General features: G+C 68.7%; 16 protein-coding genes. 9 read left to right on the top strand and 7 right to left on the bottom strand.

Features of this window, described 5'->3' with window-relative positions:
* The first annotated feature begins 226 nt into the window (after positions 1–226).
* Genes ACIBJH_RS26655 through ACIBJH_RS26635 form a run of 5 tightly spaced genes read left to right on the top strand, consistent with a single transcriptional unit; the run spans position 227 to position 4,310 of the window.
* Entirely contained in the window at positions 227–931 is a 705-nt protein-coding gene (locus ACIBJH_RS26655) for an SDR family NAD(P)-dependent oxidoreductase (RefSeq protein ID WP_399119388.1), read from the top strand.
* Entirely contained in the window at positions 928–1,515 is a 588-nt protein-coding gene (locus ACIBJH_RS26650; protein WP_399119387.1) for a carboxymuconolactone decarboxylase family protein, read from the top strand. Before ACIBJH_RS26655 ends, ACIBJH_RS26650 begins: the two co-directional genes overlap by 4 nt.
* Before the next feature lie 4 nt (positions 1,516–1,519).
* Positions 1,520–2,785 carry an aromatic ring-hydroxylating dioxygenase subunit alpha gene (locus ACIBJH_RS26645; protein ID WP_262062208.1) on the top strand — a complete coding sequence of 422 codons (1,266 nt, stop codon included), beginning with the start codon at positions 1,520–1,522 and terminating at the stop codon, positions 2,783–2,785.
* Positions 2,772–3,092 (top strand): hypothetical protein, encoded by a 321-nt coding sequence (locus tag ACIBJH_RS26640; RefSeq protein ID WP_200711194.1) that lies wholly within the window; start codon positions 2,772–2,774, stop codon positions 3,090–3,092. The genes ACIBJH_RS26645 and ACIBJH_RS26640 overlap by 14 nt, the downstream gene beginning before the upstream one ends.
* A 6-nt stretch (positions 3,093–3,098) precedes the next feature.
* Positions 3,099–4,310, top strand: coding sequence for an amidohydrolase family protein (locus tag ACIBJH_RS26635; protein WP_399119386.1), 1,212 nt, complete (start codon positions 3,099–3,101; stop codon positions 4,308–4,310).
* A gap of 31 nt (positions 4,311–4,341) precedes the next feature.
* Here the strand turns inward: ACIBJH_RS26635 and ACIBJH_RS26630 are convergent, their stop codons facing one another.
* A complete protein-coding gene (locus ACIBJH_RS26630) occupies positions 4,342–4,938 on the bottom strand; it encodes a TetR/AcrR family transcriptional regulator (RefSeq protein ID WP_399119385.1) in 597 nt (198 codons plus the stop codon).
* A gap of 128 nt (positions 4,939–5,066) precedes the next feature.
* On the opposite strand from ACIBJH_RS26630, the gene ACIBJH_RS26625 reads away from it, so the two are divergent.
* From ACIBJH_RS26625 to ACIBJH_RS26610, 4 genes are read left to right on the top strand one after another with little or no spacing between them, the layout of a single operon-like run.
* The gene (locus ACIBJH_RS26625; RefSeq protein WP_399119384.1) at positions 5,067–6,089 is read left to right on the top strand and encodes a zinc-binding dehydrogenase; all 1,023 of its coding nucleotides are present in this window, start codon (positions 5,067–5,069) and stop codon (positions 6,087–6,089) included.
* An 8-nt stretch (positions 6,090–6,097) separates the two neighbouring features.
* Positions 6,098–6,625 (top strand): nuclear transport factor 2 family protein, encoded by a 528-nt coding sequence (locus tag ACIBJH_RS26620; RefSeq protein WP_399119383.1) that lies wholly within the window; start codon positions 6,098–6,100, stop codon positions 6,623–6,625.
* Positions 6,622–7,443 (top strand): NAD(P)-dependent oxidoreductase, encoded by an 822-nt coding sequence (locus tag ACIBJH_RS26615; RefSeq protein ID WP_399119382.1) that lies wholly within the window; start codon positions 6,622–6,624, stop codon positions 7,441–7,443. Before ACIBJH_RS26620 ends, ACIBJH_RS26615 begins: the two co-directional genes overlap by 4 nt.
* Positions 7,444–7,485: 42 nt before the next feature.
* Positions 7,486–8,286, top strand: a complete 801-nt coding sequence (locus ACIBJH_RS26610; RefSeq protein ID WP_399119381.1) for an SDR family NAD(P)-dependent oxidoreductase — start codon at positions 7,486–7,488, stop codon at positions 8,284–8,286.
* Between the two features lie 19 nt (positions 8,287–8,305).
* On the opposite strand, the gene ACIBJH_RS26605 is transcribed toward ACIBJH_RS26610, so the two are convergent.
* From ACIBJH_RS26605 to ACIBJH_RS26580, 6 genes are read right to left on the bottom strand one after another with little or no spacing between them, the layout of a single operon-like run.
* Positions 8,306–9,133, bottom strand: a complete 828-nt coding sequence (locus tag ACIBJH_RS26605) for an enoyl-CoA hydratase (protein ID WP_399119380.1) — start codon at positions 9,131–9,133, stop codon at positions 8,306–8,308.
* A 21-nt stretch (positions 9,134–9,154) separates the two neighbouring features.
* Positions 9,155–10,303, bottom strand: coding sequence for an acyl-CoA dehydrogenase family protein (locus tag ACIBJH_RS26600; RefSeq protein WP_399119379.1), 1,149 nt, complete (start codon positions 10,301–10,303; stop codon positions 9,155–9,157).
* A complete protein-coding gene (locus ACIBJH_RS26595; RefSeq protein ID WP_399119378.1) occupies positions 10,300–11,151 on the bottom strand; it encodes an acyl-CoA dehydrogenase family protein in 852 nt (283 codons plus the stop codon). Before ACIBJH_RS26595 ends, ACIBJH_RS26600 begins: the two co-directional genes overlap by 4 nt.
* Positions 11,141–12,112, bottom strand: coding sequence for an NADPH:quinone oxidoreductase family protein (locus ACIBJH_RS26590; RefSeq protein ID WP_399119377.1), 972 nt, complete (start codon positions 12,110–12,112; stop codon positions 11,141–11,143). The genes ACIBJH_RS26595 and ACIBJH_RS26590 overlap by 11 nt, the downstream gene beginning before the upstream one ends.
* The gene (locus ACIBJH_RS26585) at positions 12,109–13,131 is read right to left on the bottom strand and encodes a phosphotransferase family protein (RefSeq protein ID WP_399119376.1); all 1,023 of its coding nucleotides are present in this window, start codon (positions 13,129–13,131) and stop codon (positions 12,109–12,111) included. The genes ACIBJH_RS26590 and ACIBJH_RS26585 overlap by 4 nt, the downstream gene beginning before the upstream one ends.
* A complete protein-coding gene (locus ACIBJH_RS26580; protein ID WP_399119375.1) occupies positions 13,128–14,408 on the bottom strand; it encodes an acyl-CoA dehydrogenase family protein in 1,281 nt (426 codons plus the stop codon). Before ACIBJH_RS26580 ends, ACIBJH_RS26585 begins: the two co-directional genes overlap by 4 nt.
* Positions 14,409–14,488 lie beyond the last annotated feature (80 nt).

Below are 14,488 nucleotides of genomic sequence, written 5' to 3'. Positions count from 1 at the left end.
TCGCATGGATGGGCGGCTTGCTCCAATGAAGCGGAAACTACATTCTCCTTATACGCGAATCAACCATCCGGAAGCGAGAATGTCATCCTGACCGACGGCTGACAGGTGCACGGGGTGCGGCGAACAGCCCCTGCCTGCGCGGGACTTCCGGAAGCACCGGAGACGAGAATACGCTTCTCAGATCTGGAAGGGAGATTTTCATGATCGAGACGAAGGGGGTTCCGGCATGAGGACAGCCCTCGTCACAGGCGGCGGCTCCGGCATCGGACTGGCCGTCGCGCAACGCCTGGAGGCCGACGGTCTCCAGGTCGCCACCCTCGACCTCAACCCGTCCGACAGCGGTTTCTCCCGAAAGGCCGACGTCTCCGACCGGGCCCAGGTGGACGAGGCACTGACCGAGATCCGCGAGCAGCTCGGTCCGGTCACGGTCCTGGTCAACGCGGCGGGCATGGAGGGCTACAAGCGCTTCGCCAACCTGACTTTCGAGGCCTGGCAGCGGGTCATCGACGTCAACCTCAACGGCGTCTTCCACTGCGTCCAGGCCGTCCTGCCCGACATGGTGGAGGCCGGCTGGGGCCGGATCGTCAACATCTCCTCGTCCAGCGCGCACTCCGGCCAGCCGTTCATGACGCACTACGTGGCCGCCAAGTCGGCGGTCAACGGGCTGACCAAGGCGCTCGCCCTGGAGCTGGGCCCGCAGGGCATCACCGTGAACGCGGTGCCGCCCGGCTTCATCGACACGCCCATGCTGCGCCGCTCCGAGGAGCGCCAACTGCTCGGCGGGACGGTCGAGGAGCACATCCAGCGCACTCCGGTACGGCGTGTCGGGCGCCCCGAGGACATCGCCGCGGCCTGTGCCTTCCTCGCCTCCGAGGAGGCCGGCTACATCACCGGCCAGATCCTGGGCGTGAACGGCGGGCGGAACACGTGAGCGAGAACGGCGAGCCGTCCGGTGACTCCGGTGTCCGCATCCCCCCGGTGCCGTACGACGAGTGGGACCACGACCTGTTCTCGGTCATCAACCCCGACAAGAAGCTGCCGGAGGCCAACGTCCTGGGGATCTTCCAGCGGCATCCGGCCCTGGCGCGGGCGTTCCTGACGTTCAACATGCACCTCAACACCACGACCCTGCCGGTGCGCGTCCGCGAGCTGGCCATCATGCGCGTGGCCTGGCGGCGCGGCAGCAGATACGAGTGGGCGAGTCACGTCCTGATCGGCCGGAAGTACGGGGTGACCGAGGCCGAGATCGAGGAAGTCCGCACGGGCGCCGACACCTTGCTCAACCGGGCGGTGGACGAACTGGACACCGACTCGGGCCTGTCGGACGCGACCTACGCGGCGCTCGCCGTCGACCTGGACGAACACCAGCTCATGGACCTGGTCTTCACCATCGGCGCCTACACGATGCTCACGATGGCCCTCAACACCTTCGGCGTGGAACTCGATCCAGTGATCTCGGAAGAGAACTTCAGTTTCCCAAAACGAGAATGGTATTCTCACAAGCGAGAGGGGTGATCCCATGCCACACTTCGCCAAGCCGGCGGCCGGGAGCTGGACCGAGAACTACCCCGAGCTGGGCACGAGCCCGGTGAACTACGAGGACTCCATCGACCCCGCGTACTACGAGGCCGAGAAGGAGGCGATCTTCAAGAAGACCTGGCTGAACGTCGGCCGGGTCGAGCAAGTCCCCAAGGTCGGCAGCTACTTCACGAAGGAGCTGGCGGTCGCCGACACCTCACTGGTGATCGTGCGGGGCAAGGACAAGGAGATCCGCGCCTTCCACAACGTCTGCCGCCACCGCGGCAACAAGCTCGTGTGGAACGACTACCCGGGCGAGGAGGTCAAGGGCACCTGCCGCCAGTTCACCTGCAAGTACCACGCCTGGCGCTACAGCCTCGACGGCGATCTGACCTTCGTCCAGCAGGAGAAGGAGTTCTTCGACCTGGACAAGGCGGACTACGGTCTCAAGCTGGTCCGCTGCGAGGTCTGGGAAGGGTTCATCTTCGTCAACCTCGACCCCGACGCCCAGCCGCTCAAGGAGTATCTGGGCGAGTTCGCCAAGGGACTTGAGGGCTACCCCTTCCACGAGATGACCGAGGTCTTCACGTACAAGGCGGAGATCGGCAGCAACTGGAAGCTGTTCATCGACGCGTTCGCGGAGTTCTACCACGCGCCCGTCCTGCACATGAAACAGGCCGTCAAGGACGAGGCCGACAAGCTCTTCAACGTCGGGTACGAGGCGCTGCACTACGAGATCCACCCCCCGCACTCGATGATCTCCTCCTGGGGAGGCATGTCCCCGCCCAAGGACCTGACCATCGTCAAGCCCATCGAACGCGTGCTGCGCAGCGGCCTGTTCGGACCGTGGGAAGCGCCCGACATCGAGGGCCTCGACCCGCTTCCCCCCGGCCTCAATCCGGGCGGGCACCGCGCCTGGGGCAACGACTCCTTCGAGTTCTTCCCCAACATGACCCTGCTGATCTGGAAGCCCGGCTGGTACCTGACGTACCACTACTGGCCGACGGCGGTGGACAAGCACCTCTTCGAGGCCAACCTGTACTTCGTGCCCGCCAAGACGGCGCGCGAGCGGCTGAAGCAGGAGCTGGCGGCGGTGACGTTCAAGGAGTACGCGCTCCAGGACGGCAACACGCTGGAGGCCACGCAGACCATGCTCAAGAGCCGGGTCGTCACCGAATTCCCGCTCTGCGACCAGGAGTTGTTGCTCCGCCATCTGCACAAGACGGTCGCCGACTACGTCAAGGAGCACACCGATGCTGCCCAGTGAGTTCGCGGTGCTCGAACCGTTCAGCGAGTGGGTCCTGGAGTCCGAGCGCGACCGGTACAGCAAGCGCCTGGCCAGCTCCATGGAGGAGATGCAGGCCTTCTACGACGCCGCGTTCCCGCTCCTGGAACAGGCCTCCGACCACCTCGACAAGTTCCCGCTCTCCGAACTCCCGGAGCAGGAGCGCAACTTGCTGCTCCTGATGTTCTCGCTGGTGAACGTGTCGTTCCCGGTCGAGGTCTGGAAGCAGGCCCGGGTGCCGGACAGCGGGGCCGCCTATATGGACCTCGTCGTCGAGCCGAAGGTCTGACAGGTCGTGCTCACGCTCAGAGCGGCGCGTGTACTGCACGTGGAGACGGGCGAGTTGGAGTCGCCGGGCCTGGTGACGGTCGACAGCGACCGCATCGTGGGCGGCACCGGCGACGCCGAGGTTCTCGACCTCGGTGACGTGACCCTCCTGCCCGGTCTCATGGACATGGAGGTCAATCTCCTGATGGGCGGCCAGGGAGAGACGCTCGCGTTCTCCCCCGTCCAGGACGATCCCCCGCTGCGGATGCTCCGCGCGGTGGGCAACGCCCGGCGGACCCTGCGCGCGGGATTCACCACGGTCCGCAATCTCGGACTGTTCGTGAAGACGGGCGGTTATCTGCTGGACGTCGCGCTGGCGAAGGCCATCGACGCCGGCTGGATCGACGGCCCGCGCATCGTGCCGGCCGGACACGCCATCACACCGACCGGCGGCCATCTCGATCCCACGATGTTCGCCGCGTACGCCCCCGGAATCATGCCTCTCTCCCTGGAGGAGGGCATCGCCAACGGTGTCGACGAGGTGCGCAAGGCCGTCCGCTACCAGATCAAACACGGCGCACGGCTCATCAAGGTCTGCGCTTCCGGGGGCGTGATGTCGCACACCGGCACCCCCGGTGCGCAGCACTACTCCGACGAGGAGCTGCGCGCCATCGTCGACGAGGCCCACCGGCGCGGACTGAAGGTGGCGGCCCACACCCATGGGGCCGACGCCGTCCGGGCAGCGGTGGAGGCGGGCATCGACTGCATCGAGCACGGCTTCCTGCTCGACGACGACACCATCGCGCTGATGGCGGAGAGGGGTACTTTCCTGGTGCCGACCACCGCTCTCATCGATGGGATGGACATGTCCCACTCCGCGCCCGAACTGGTGGAGAAGGCCGCCGAGATCTTCCCCCGGGCGAAAACCGTGGTGTCCAGGGCCGGGAAGGCGGGTGTCCGGATGGCGCTGGGCACGGACGCGCCGGCGATTCCGCACGGCCGTGGCGCCCAGGAGCTGATCGCCCTGGTCGACCGTGGGATGACTCCCCTGGAGGCGCTCCAGGCGGCGACCGTCAACGCGGCGGAGCTGATCGACGCCGACGACCGGGGTCGCATCGCGGAAGGCCTGCTCGCCGACCTGATCGCGGTACCGGGCAATCCGCTGGAGGACATCTCCGTGATGGCGGACGTCCGGTTCGTGATGAAGGGCGGGAAGGTGTTCCGCGACGAGCGCCGCTGACACCAACGCCCTTTTGCATTGGGCGATTTGATCAGATCGGCGGCCCGTCGAGCGGCCGCAGCATCCGGAGGACCATGTCCACCGTGCGCTCGACGGGGCGCTCGCGGGCCGTGACCGTGGACAGGAGGGTGCGGGTCAGGACAGCGCCGAGGAGCATGTCGAAGACGTCGTCCGGGTCCACGGCGGGGTCGACGGTCCCGGTCGGCGCGGCGCGCAGGATCTCCTGGAACTGCGGTCGTGCCGACACGCGCAGCAGCATCTCCGGCGGCCGGGGGCGGTTCGACGTCTGGGAGTGCGCGAAGAGTCCGGCCGCGGCGGCACGGGCGGCGGGTGCTCCGAAGGCCGCCAGGTAGGCGCGGACGAACCGGCGCAGGTCACGTCGGAGGTCCCCCGTCGGCCGGACGCTCAGCGGGCTGAGTCCGGGGAACGTGGCCTCCTCGATCAGCTCGATGCGGGACGGCCAGCGGCGGTAGATGGCGGAGGCGTGCACGCCCGAGTGCTCGGCCACGGCCTGGATCGTCGTCGCCTCGAAGCCGCGCTGGACGAGGAGTTCACGCGTCGCCACGAGGGCCCGTTCGTTGATGCTCGTGTCACGTGGACGGCCCGGGGCGCGGCGCGGTTCTGCCATGCCGGTGATTGTAGTGACCGGGCCATGTCCGGCCAATTATAGGAGACGGTCTTCTGTAATTCCCGCTGTGTGGCTACAGTCCGAAGGACACGGGCTCCGGAGAACTTCGAAGATCGGAGGAGAGCCTGATGCGTGCTGCTGTGCTGCGTGGCGGGACGGTCGGGGCGCGGGTCGTCGACGATCCGGTCCCCGGACCGGGCCAGCTTCTCGTCCGCTCGCTGGCGTGCGGGATCTGCGCGTCGGACCTGCACTTCATGGACCATCCGGAGGCGGGCGCCGACGACGACAGCGGGATGTCGACGTACGACCAGGACGTCGACATCGTCATGGGTCACGAGTACTGCGCCGAGGTCGTGGACTACGGCCCCGGCACCGAGCGGCGGATCCCGGTCGGGACGCGGGTGAGTTCGCTGCCTGTGCTGAACACGCCCGCCGGCCGCCGGATCATCGGCCAGAACCCCGAATCACCCGGCGGGTTCGGTGAGTTGTTCTTGCTGACCGAGGCCATCACCCGGGTCGTGGTGTCGGATCTGCCTAGTGAGATCGTGTGTGTCGCCGACGCGATCTCGGTGGGCTGGTCAACCGCGTCCCGCGCACAACTGGCGGTGCGGGAAGTGCCGTTGGTCATCGGCTGCGGCGCCATCGCCCTGTCGGCGATCGGTCGGCTCAAGAGCCTCGGTGTCGGCCCGATCGTGGCGGCCGACCTGGTCGCGTCGCGTCGGGCGACCGCGCTGGCGATGGGTGCCGATGTGGTCGTCGACCCTGCCGCGGTCTCGCCGTACGAGGCATGGCGCAACGCGGCCGGTCCGCAGGCGAGTTGTGTCGTGTTCGAGTGCGTCGGCGTGCCGGGTGTTCTCGACTCGATCATCAAGGGGTGTGAGCGCGGCACCCGGATCTTCTCCGTCGGCGGTCCGCCCGAGGGCGACCATCTGCACACCCTGACCGCCAAGCGGAAGGGCCTCAACATCCAGTTCGGGGGCGGTCCGTCGATGGACCACTGGGACGAGGCGTTCCGGGCCGTCTGTTCCGGCAGCCTCGACGTCGGGCCGATGCTCGGCCACACCGTCGGGCTCGACGGGGTTCCGGCGGCGCTCGACGCGGCGCGGGACGCCGACGGTCCGGCCCGCATCATCGTCGTACCAGGGAGTTGAACCCACTCATGAGCGAGAGCGACGAACTTGCCCAACTGCGCGCCATCGTCGAGTCGTTGGCGGCGAAGCTGCGCGCTCTGGAGGACCAGGTCGAGATCACTCAGCTCGTCGCCCAGTACGGGCCGGCGGTCGACAGCGGTTCGGGAGAGGCCGCCGCGGCGCTCTGGACCGAGGACGGTGTCTTCGACGCGATCCCCCATCTGCGGATGGAGGGCCGGGACGGCATCGTCGGCATGGTGCACGGCCCGGGGCATCAAAGCGTGATCCACAACGGCTGCGGACATGTGCTGACCGCGCCGCACGTCGTCGTCGACGGCGACCACGCGACCGGCCGCAGCCATGCGCTGCATCTACGGTGGGACGCCGACGCCGGACGGTTCTGGGTGTTCCAGGTCTCCGCCAACACCTGGCGCTGGGTGCGTACTTCGGAGGGGTGGCGGATCGCCGAGCGCGTCAACGCCAACCTCGACGGCACCGAGGGGCCGCGAGCGATGTTGGCGCCGTCCTCCAATTCCACGGTGTTGGAGGAGAGTTGAGGATCGGATTCATCGGGTGGGGGCGGATGGGGCGGCCGATCGTCGACCGGCTGACGGCCGCCGGGCATGACGTCACGGTGCTTGTACGCCGTCCGGAGGTCCGTGCGGCTGCCCAGGAGAGCGAGCTCGCGTCGGCCGACACGGTTCGGGCGACCGTCCGCGACGCCGACGCGGTGCTGGTAACCGTACTGAAGGACGAGCAGGTACGGGCGGTCTGCCTCGGCGCGGACGGCGCCCTCTCGGCCATGAAGCCGGGAGCGACGCTCGTGCAGCACACCACCTCCGACCCGGCCACCGCACAGCTGCTCGCCGAGGCGGGCGCGGAGCGCGGGGTCGGAGTGCTGGACGCCGCGCTCTCCGGCGGGCCGCACGACATCGCCGCCGGGCGCCTCACCCTGTGGGTCGGCGGGGACGAGGCTCAACTGGACGCGATGCGCCCGCTGTTGGAGGCGTATGCCTCGCCGGTCATGTTCGTGGGACCGGTCGGGAACGGGCAGCGGGTCAAGCTTGTGAACAACGCCCTGTTCGTGGCACAGGTCGGTCTCGCGGTCGACGCGGTGCGGGTCGCGGGCTCGCTGGGCATCGACGAGAAAGCGATTCTCGCCGCGCTCCAGCACGGCAGTGGTGCCAGTCGCGCGCTCGGTGTCGTTGCCCGCGGCGGCTCGGTCGACGCGGTCGCGGAACGGCTGGCGGACCTGATGCGCAAGGACGTCGACGTGGTGCGCGAGGTGGCGCGGAGCGCCGGTGCCGACCTAGGGATCATCGGGACCGTGCTGTCGTCCGACGCGGTCGAGAAGAAGGTTCTCCGTTCGTCCTAGATGAACTTGTCGCCCCAGATGAACTAATCGAGGAGTAACGAAGTGACTGAATCGCTCGCCGCCAAGTACGGGCCGTGGGGTGTCGTCGCCGGCGGGTCGGACGGGGTGGGTGTCGCGTTCGCCCACCGGATGGCCGCCGAGGGAATGAATGTCGTGCTGGTGGCCCGGCGGCTGCCCGTGCTGGAGGAGTCCGCCGACGAGATCCGCGCCCGGTACGGGGCCGAGGTCCGTGCCGTCGCGCTCGACCTCAGCTCCCCCACCGCCCTGTCGGAGTTGGAGCGGGCGACCGCCGGTCTTGAGGCCGGTCTGTTCGTGTACAACGCGGGCAGCGACGACCGCAGCGTCCCGTTCCTCGACAAGGATCTCGACGTCCATCTGGGGCTGGTGCGGCGCAACTGCACGGCCGTACTCGAAGCGGCCTACCGTTTCGGCGCCCCGATGGTGGCGCGCAAACGGGGCGCCGTGGTCCTCGTGACCTCGGGCGCCGCATGGGCCGGTGGCGCCACGCTCGCCGCCTACGGCGCCACGAAGGCGTTCGACCTGATCCTCGCGGAGAGTCTGTGGGCGGAGTGGCGGGACAGCGGGGTGGATGTCCTGGGGCTGGTGCTCGGCAGGACCGACACCCCGTCCCTTCGGCGGACCCAGGAGGCCCAAGGGGGCTCGCACGGCGGCGACTTGGCCGACCCGGACGACGTGGCCGCCGAGGCGCTCGCCCATCTCTCCGACGGCCCGACCTGGATCTGCGGCAGCCCCACCCCGACCGGCGGTTCACCGTTCGGGGCGCTGAGCCGCCGGGATGCGGTCCTCGCGATGAGCCGGGGTGCGACCGCGCATCGCGAGTGATGCACGGTCGGGCCACCGCCTACTGCTCCTTGAGTCGTTCCTTCATGCCGTCGAGCTTCGTGAGAATGGGATATCCGGAGACGCTCAACGCGTTTCCGTGTCCCGTCTCATGGATGTCGAACACGGACTGGATGGCCGCGTAGAAGCCCTGGACGTCGAGGCTCTGATTGACGGCGCGTTTGGCCTGGCGGAGGCCGAAGGACGGCATGCGGGCGATCTGGCGGGCCAACTCCATTGCCTCGGAGTCCAGTTGGTCGAGGGGGACGACCTTGTTCACCATGCCGACCTTCTCCGCCTCCTCGGCGGTGACGGCCCGTCCGGTGAAGAGGATCTCCTTCGCCTTGCGCGGTCCCAACTCCCAGGTGTGGCCGTGGTATTCGACTCCCCCGATGCCCATGTGGACAACGGGGTCGGAGAATTCGGCGTTCTCGGCGGCCACGATGAGGTCGCAGGGCCAGCACAGCATCAGTCCGCCGGCGATGCACTTGCCCTGGACCGCGGCGATCGACGGCTTGGGTACGTTGCGCCAGCGCAGCGTGTATTCCAGGTACCGGCGGGACTCGGCGGCGTAGATCCACTCCAGGGTGATCTCGTTCGGAGCCGGCCAGCGGTCCTTGAGGTCGTGGCCGGAGGAGAAGTGCTTGCCGTTGCCCCGCAGGAGGATCACCTTGACCTCCTCGTCGGCGGCGGCCCGGCGCCAGGCGGCGTCCAGCGCGTCGAGGAGAACCGCGTTCTGGGCGTTGGCGACCTCGGGCCGGTTCAGGGTGATGACCGCGACCTTGTCGTCGACCTCGTAGAGGACCTCGCCCGTGTCCACCTTGTCCACCGTGTCCGCTGTGTCTGTCATGGGTCCCGTCTTCCGTCGGCTCTATCGGGGCAGGCCGAGGATGCGCTCGGCGATGATGTTGCGCTGGATCTCGGAGGTGCCGCCGGCGATCGTCCCGCCGAAGCTGCGCGCGTACCGCTCGAACCAACTGGCGGTGAACGCCTCGATGTTCATATGGGTGCACGGCCCGGTCTGCACCGGATGCAGCAGCGCCTCGGTCCCGTGGTGTTCGAGGGCGTGCAGTTCGGCGCTCTGCGCGGCCTCGGAGCCGAGCAGCTTGAGGACGGAGATCTCCACCGGGTTCCGGTCGGCCCCGAGCAGCCGGTAGCCGAGCAACCGCAGTGCCTGGACGTCCATTTGGAGCGTCGCGTACCACTCCTCGTCGCAGGGCGAGTCCTGGATCAGGCCGTCCATCCGCTCGGCGTAGTGCACCCAGAGCAGGGTCCGTTCGTGTCCGAGCGAGCCGTTGGCCACCCGCCAGCCCTCGTTGAGGGGGCCGACGAGGTTCTCCTTGGGGACGCGGACGTCCGTGAAGAAGACCTCGTTGAAGTCGAGGTCGTCGGGTGCGGCGATCGATCCGAACGGCCGCCGGACCAGGCCTTCGGAGTCGGTGGGGATCAGCAGGACGCTGATGCCCTTGTGCTTGGGGGCGTCGGGGTCGGTGCGGACGAAGGTGAGCAGGACGTCGGCGTCGTGCGCGCCGGAGGTCCACACCTTCTGTCCGTTGACGACGAAGTGGTCGCCGTCGAGGACCGCGCGGGTGCGCAGCCCGGCCAGGTCGGAGCCGGCTCCGGGTTCGCTCATGCCGAGCGACGCGGTGATCTCGGCCCGTAGGAGCGGTATGGCCCAGTCGCGTTTCTGCTGCTCCGTCCCGAAGGTGAGCAGGGAGGCCGCGATGATGTTGAGGCCCTGTGGGTTGAAGCTGTGGTAGATCCGCCGCCTGGACAACTCCTCCAGGTGGGCGACGACTTGGGGCAGGGTGGCGTTGCGCCCGCCGTACTCGGGCGGCTGGGCGGGCAGCAGCCAGCCCTCGTCGAAGAGGGTGCGCTGCCAGCGCCGGGCCCAATCCGGTATGTCCGCGCTGGACTTGGAGCGGACGGTGGCCTCTTCGGGGGTGGGCAGGTGGGTGTCGAGGAAGGCGCTGAAATCGGCGCGGAACTTCTCGACCTCGGGGTCGGGGGCCAGCCTCATACCAGCAGCGCCTTCCTGTGCTCGGACGCCGTGCCGAGGAGCAGGTCTCCGGCCTTGGCCCGCTTGAGATGGATCTGCAGTTCGTTCTCCCACGTGTAGCCCATGGCACCGAAGAGCTGGAACCCGTTGCGGAAACAGACCCGTTGGCAGTCTCCGGCGGCTGCCTTGGCCATCGCGGCGGCCCGGCCGCGGCGCGGGTCGTCCTCGGCGATGGTGAGCGCGGAGAAGTAGGCGAGCACCTTGGCGCGTTCGATGGCGACGTACATGTCGGCGGCCTTGTGCTTGACAGCCTGGAACGAGCCGATGGGCACGCCGAATTGGTGTCGTTCCTTCACATGGGCGACGACCAGGTCGAGAATGCGCCGGCAACTGCCGACGGTGCTGACCGCCAGGCCCATCAGGGCCAGGTCCGGTACGCCGGCGACCAGGTCCGGGGCGTCGACCCGGGCGACGTGCAGGGTCGGGTCGAAGACGGAGAGCCGCTCGGACGCCAGGTCTTCTCCGCTCCGTACGACCACGCCCTCGGTGGTGAGGAGGGCGATCTCGTCCGCGCGGTCGGCGTCGAGGACGAAGCGGCCCTCGCCGTCGAAGACTCCGGTGCCCGAGCCGCGCGGCAGTCGTCCGGCCAGCGGTGCGAACCAGGTGGCGGTGGCGAGGAAGGGCGTCGGGTCGGCGGCGTAGCCCAACTCCTCCAGGACGATGGCGAGTTCCACCGGAGGGGCTTCGAGCCAGCCCAACTCCAGGTAGGTGTCCCAGAGTTGGTCCTCGGGCAGCGAGCGCGTCCTGGTGACCGTTTCGCGGACCACTCGTTGGAGCAGCCGCTGCTCGTCGTCGAACTCAAACTCCATGCGCGACCTCCAGAAGGACCTTGCCGATGGCGCGGCGCCCCAGGGCGAGGGCGGCGGCGACTTCGGCGAGCGGATACACGGCGTGGACGCGGGGCCGGATCCGTCCGGCGGCGAACAGTCCGTGGAGTTCGGTGCGGGCGGCGACCAGGTCGTCCCGCCGGTGCCGCGCCCACCCGCCGAGGTCGAAGCCGTGGACGCTGACGCCTTTGAGCATGGGGAGGTTGAGCGGGATGCGCGGGATCTCCCCGCTGGCGAACCCCACGCTCACGAACCGTCCGCCCCAGCGCATCGCCCGCAGCGCCTCCTCCGCGTACGGCCCGCCGACCGGGTCGATCACGACATCGGCGCCGCCCGCGTCCCGCAGGCGCCGCTTCAGATCGTCGTACGGCAAGGTGACGTGCGCGCCCTGCTCGGCGCACACCGCCCGCTTCTCCTCCGTGGAGGCGACGGCGATCACCTCCGCGCCGAGCAGCGCGGCGAGTTCGACGGTCGCGAGGCCGACGCCTCCGGCCGCGCCGAGGACTGCCACCCGCTCGCCGTGCTGTATGTCGGCGACCAGGCGGAGGGCGTCGAAGGCGGTGGCGTGGCTGACCCCGAAGGCCGCAGCACGTTCGGTGGGGATGCCCTCCGGGATGCGGCTCAGGCCGGCGGGACGAGCGGTGACGCGTTCGGCGAAGGCGCCGACGAACATCGAGCCGAAGACCCGCTCGCCCTTCTCGAATCCGTGCGCGGAGGCGGCGACCACGCCGGCGAACTCGCTGCCCGGGGTGAACGGCGGCTCGGCCTTCACCTGGTAGGCGCCGTCGATCACGAGGACGTCGGCGAAGTTGACTGCGGCGCAGTGCACGTCGACCGGGATGCCGCCGTCTTCTTCGATGAACTCCGGGTCCGGGAAAGGCGGTTCGGGGATGTCCTCGACGACCACCGGGCCGCCGACGGCGTTGCAGCGGGCGGCTCTCATAGCCGGGTCGTGGCGGCGAGCTCGGCCGCCTGGGCGGCCATCTGCAGGACGACGTCGCCGTAGTGGGCCATCTTGGGGTTGCCGCCCTCGCCCTTCACATGCCGGGCGTAGCCGCCCTCCAGGACGACGGCCATCTTGAAGCGGGCGAGGATCACGTAGTAGTCGATCTCGCTGACGTCGCGGCCGCTGACCTTGGCGTAGTGCTCCAGCAGGTCGGCGCGGTCGGGCATGCCGGTGTAGTCGACGTAGCCCTTCTGGGTGCGGTCCTCGTCGGCGTCCGGCCAGCCCATGACGACCCAGCCGAGGTCGAGCAACGGGTCGCCCACGGTGGCCATTTCGAAGTCGACCAGGGCGGCGAGTTCGGCGGGCGCGCCGTGGCGGAACATGACGTTGGCGAACTGGTAGTCGCCGTGGATGATGCCCGGTGTCCAGTGGGCGGGACGGTGTTCCCGCAGCCAGGCGGCGGCCTTCTCCAGGCCGGGTATCTCACGGAACTTGAACTTGGCGAGGTGGGCCAGCCAGCGGTCGACCTGCCGGTCGTGGAAGCCGTCCGGGCGGCCGAAGCCCTCAAGTCCCTGGGCCCGCCAGTCCACGTTGCCCAACTTGGCGATGCCCTCGACGAGTTGGTACGCGAGACCGGACCGCAGGGACAGGTCGCTCAGGAACGGTTCGGGCCAGCCGCCGGAGTTCATCGGGGACCAGCCGTCGACGTGTGCCATGAGGTAGAAACAGGAGCCGAGCACGCTGGTGTCGTCGCAGACGGCGATCGCCTCGGGGTGCGGGACGTCCGTGCCGTTGAGCGCCTTGAGGACGCGGTATTCGCGGAGCATGGTCTCGTTGCGCCCCGGCGGAACCTTCTCCGGCGGTTTGCGCAGCACCATGCTCCGCTCGCCGCGCCGGATGCCGTAGATGTCGTTGGAGGTGCCTCCGGAGATGTACGACGTCTCGACGGGTTCGCCGGGGGCGATGCCCTGGTCGTCCAGCCAGCGGGCGAGGGATTCCGTGTTGGCGAGCGTCACAGCAGGTCCTCCAACTGCTTCCGGGCCCATTCGCGGCGGGTGGGCAGGTGCTGGGTGGGCCACAGGCCGGGGGCGGCTTCGTAGCCGCGCAGGACGTCACGGGCGACCGTGATCTTGTGGACCTCGGTGGGGCCGTCGACCACGGCCATGACGGCGGCGCCGTTCCACATCTCCGAGAACGGCATCTCGTTCGACACACCGAGGGCGCCGTGCAGATGCATCGAGCGGTACACGATGTCGTGCAGCACCTTCGGCGTGAGGAACTTGATGGCGGCGATGTCCTTCCGGACCCGCTTGTAGTCCTGGTAGCGGTCGATCTGCCAGGCGGTGTAGAGCACGAACAGCCGGAACTGGGCGAGTTGGGCGTAGGAGTCGGCGAGGTCGGCCCGTACGAGTTGCTTGTCCGCGAGCCGCTCACCCTGGGTCTCGCGGGACAGGGCCCGCTCGGCCATCATGTCCAGCGCCTTCTGGCTCTGGCCGACGACCCGCATCGCGTGGTGGACGCGGCCACCGCCGAGGCGGGTCTGGGCTATCGCGAAGGCCTGGCCCTCGCCGCCGAGCAGTGCGTCGGCGGGGACGCGGACGCCGTCGTAGGCGATGAGCGCGTGCATGCCCTCGTCGGTGGCCTCGCCCATGATGCCGAGGTGGCGCTCGATGCGGACGCCGGGGGTGTCGCTGGGCACGAGGAACATCGACATGCCCTTGTAGGGGCTGACGTCGGGGTTCGTCACGGCCATCACGATGACGAACTTCGAGGTGCGGGCGTTGGAGGAGAAGAACTTGCGGCCGGTGATGACCCAGTCGTCGCCGTCGCGTTCGGCGCGGGTGGTGAACATCGTGGGGTCGGCGCCGGCCTGGGGTTCGGTCATGGAGAAGCAGGAGAAGCACTCGCCTTCGAGCAGTGGCTGGAGGTAGCGCTCCTTCTGCTCGTCGGTGCCGTAGCGGGCGATGATCTCGGCGTTCCCGGTGTCGGGGGCGGCCGTGCCGAAGATGACCGGGGCCCAACTCGACTGGCCCAGGATCTCGTTGATGAGCGCCAGCTTGACCTGGCCGAAGCCGCGCCCGCCGAGTTCGGGACCGAGGTGCGGTGCCCACAGGCCCTCGTCGCGGACCTGTTGCTTCAACGTCCTGACGACGGGGCCGAGTTCGTCGTCGAGCGGGTGGTAGGCCCGGTCCGGATACAGCAGGTCCAGGGGTTCCACGCGCTCGGTGCGGAACCGCCTGATCCACTCCAGCTTCTCCTCGAACTCCGGCTCGGTGGAAAAGTCCCATGCCATGTCAGACGAACCTCCTGCCAACCCGGACTGATGCCGGTGAGAATATCATTCTCATCTCACGCAAGTAAGAGTCTCGAAAC

This window comes from Streptomyces sp. NPDC050548 (assembly GCF_044457385.1).
Classification (GTDB): domain Bacteria; phylum Actinomycetota; class Actinomycetes; order Streptomycetales; family Streptomycetaceae; genus Streptomyces.
Note: the sequence above shows the minus strand (reverse complement) of the source record. Positions and strands in the feature narration are given on the sequence as shown.

What these genes read in the sequence shown, in the direction of transcription:
- ACIBJH_RS26655 (WP_399119388.1), top strand. Translation starts at nt 227, where the DNA reads ATGAGGACAGCCCTCGTCACAGGCGGCGGCTCCGGCATCGGACTGGCC.
- ACIBJH_RS26645 (WP_262062208.1), top strand. Translation starts at nt 1,520, where the DNA reads ATGCCACACTTCGCCAAGCCGGCGGCCGGGAGCTGGACCGAGAACTAC.
- ACIBJH_RS26640 (WP_200711194.1), top strand. Translation starts at nt 2,772, where the DNA reads ATGCTGCCCAGTGAGTTCGCGGTGCTCGAACCGTTCAGCGAGTGGGTC.
- ACIBJH_RS26630 (WP_399119385.1), bottom strand. Translation starts at nt 4,938, where the DNA reads ATGGCAGAACCGCGCCGCGCCCCGGGCCGTCCACGTGACACGAGCATC.
- ACIBJH_RS26625 (WP_399119384.1), top strand. Translation starts at nt 5,067, where the DNA reads ATGCGTGCTGCTGTGCTGCGTGGCGGGACGGTCGGGGCGCGGGTCGTC.
- ACIBJH_RS26620 (WP_399119383.1), top strand. Translation starts at nt 6,098, where the DNA reads ATGAGCGAGAGCGACGAACTTGCCCAACTGCGCGCCATCGTCGAGTCG.
- ACIBJH_RS26605 (WP_399119380.1), bottom strand. Translation starts at nt 9,133, where the DNA reads ATGACAGACACAGCGGACACGGTGGACAAGGTGGACACGGGCGAGGTC.
- ACIBJH_RS26600 (WP_399119379.1), bottom strand. Translation starts at nt 10,303, where the DNA reads ATGAGGCTGGCCCCCGACCCCGAGGTCGAGAAGTTCCGCGCCGATTTC.
- ACIBJH_RS26595 (WP_399119378.1), bottom strand. Translation starts at nt 11,151, where the DNA reads ATGGAGTTTGAGTTCGACGACGAGCAGCGGCTGCTCCAACGAGTGGTC.
- ACIBJH_RS26590 (WP_399119377.1), bottom strand. Translation starts at nt 12,112, where the DNA reads ATGAGAGCCGCCCGCTGCAACGCCGTCGGCGGCCCGGTGGTCGTCGAG.
- ACIBJH_RS26580 (WP_399119375.1), bottom strand. Translation starts at nt 14,408, where the DNA reads ATGGCATGGGACTTTTCCACCGAGCCGGAGTTCGAGGAGAAGCTGGAG.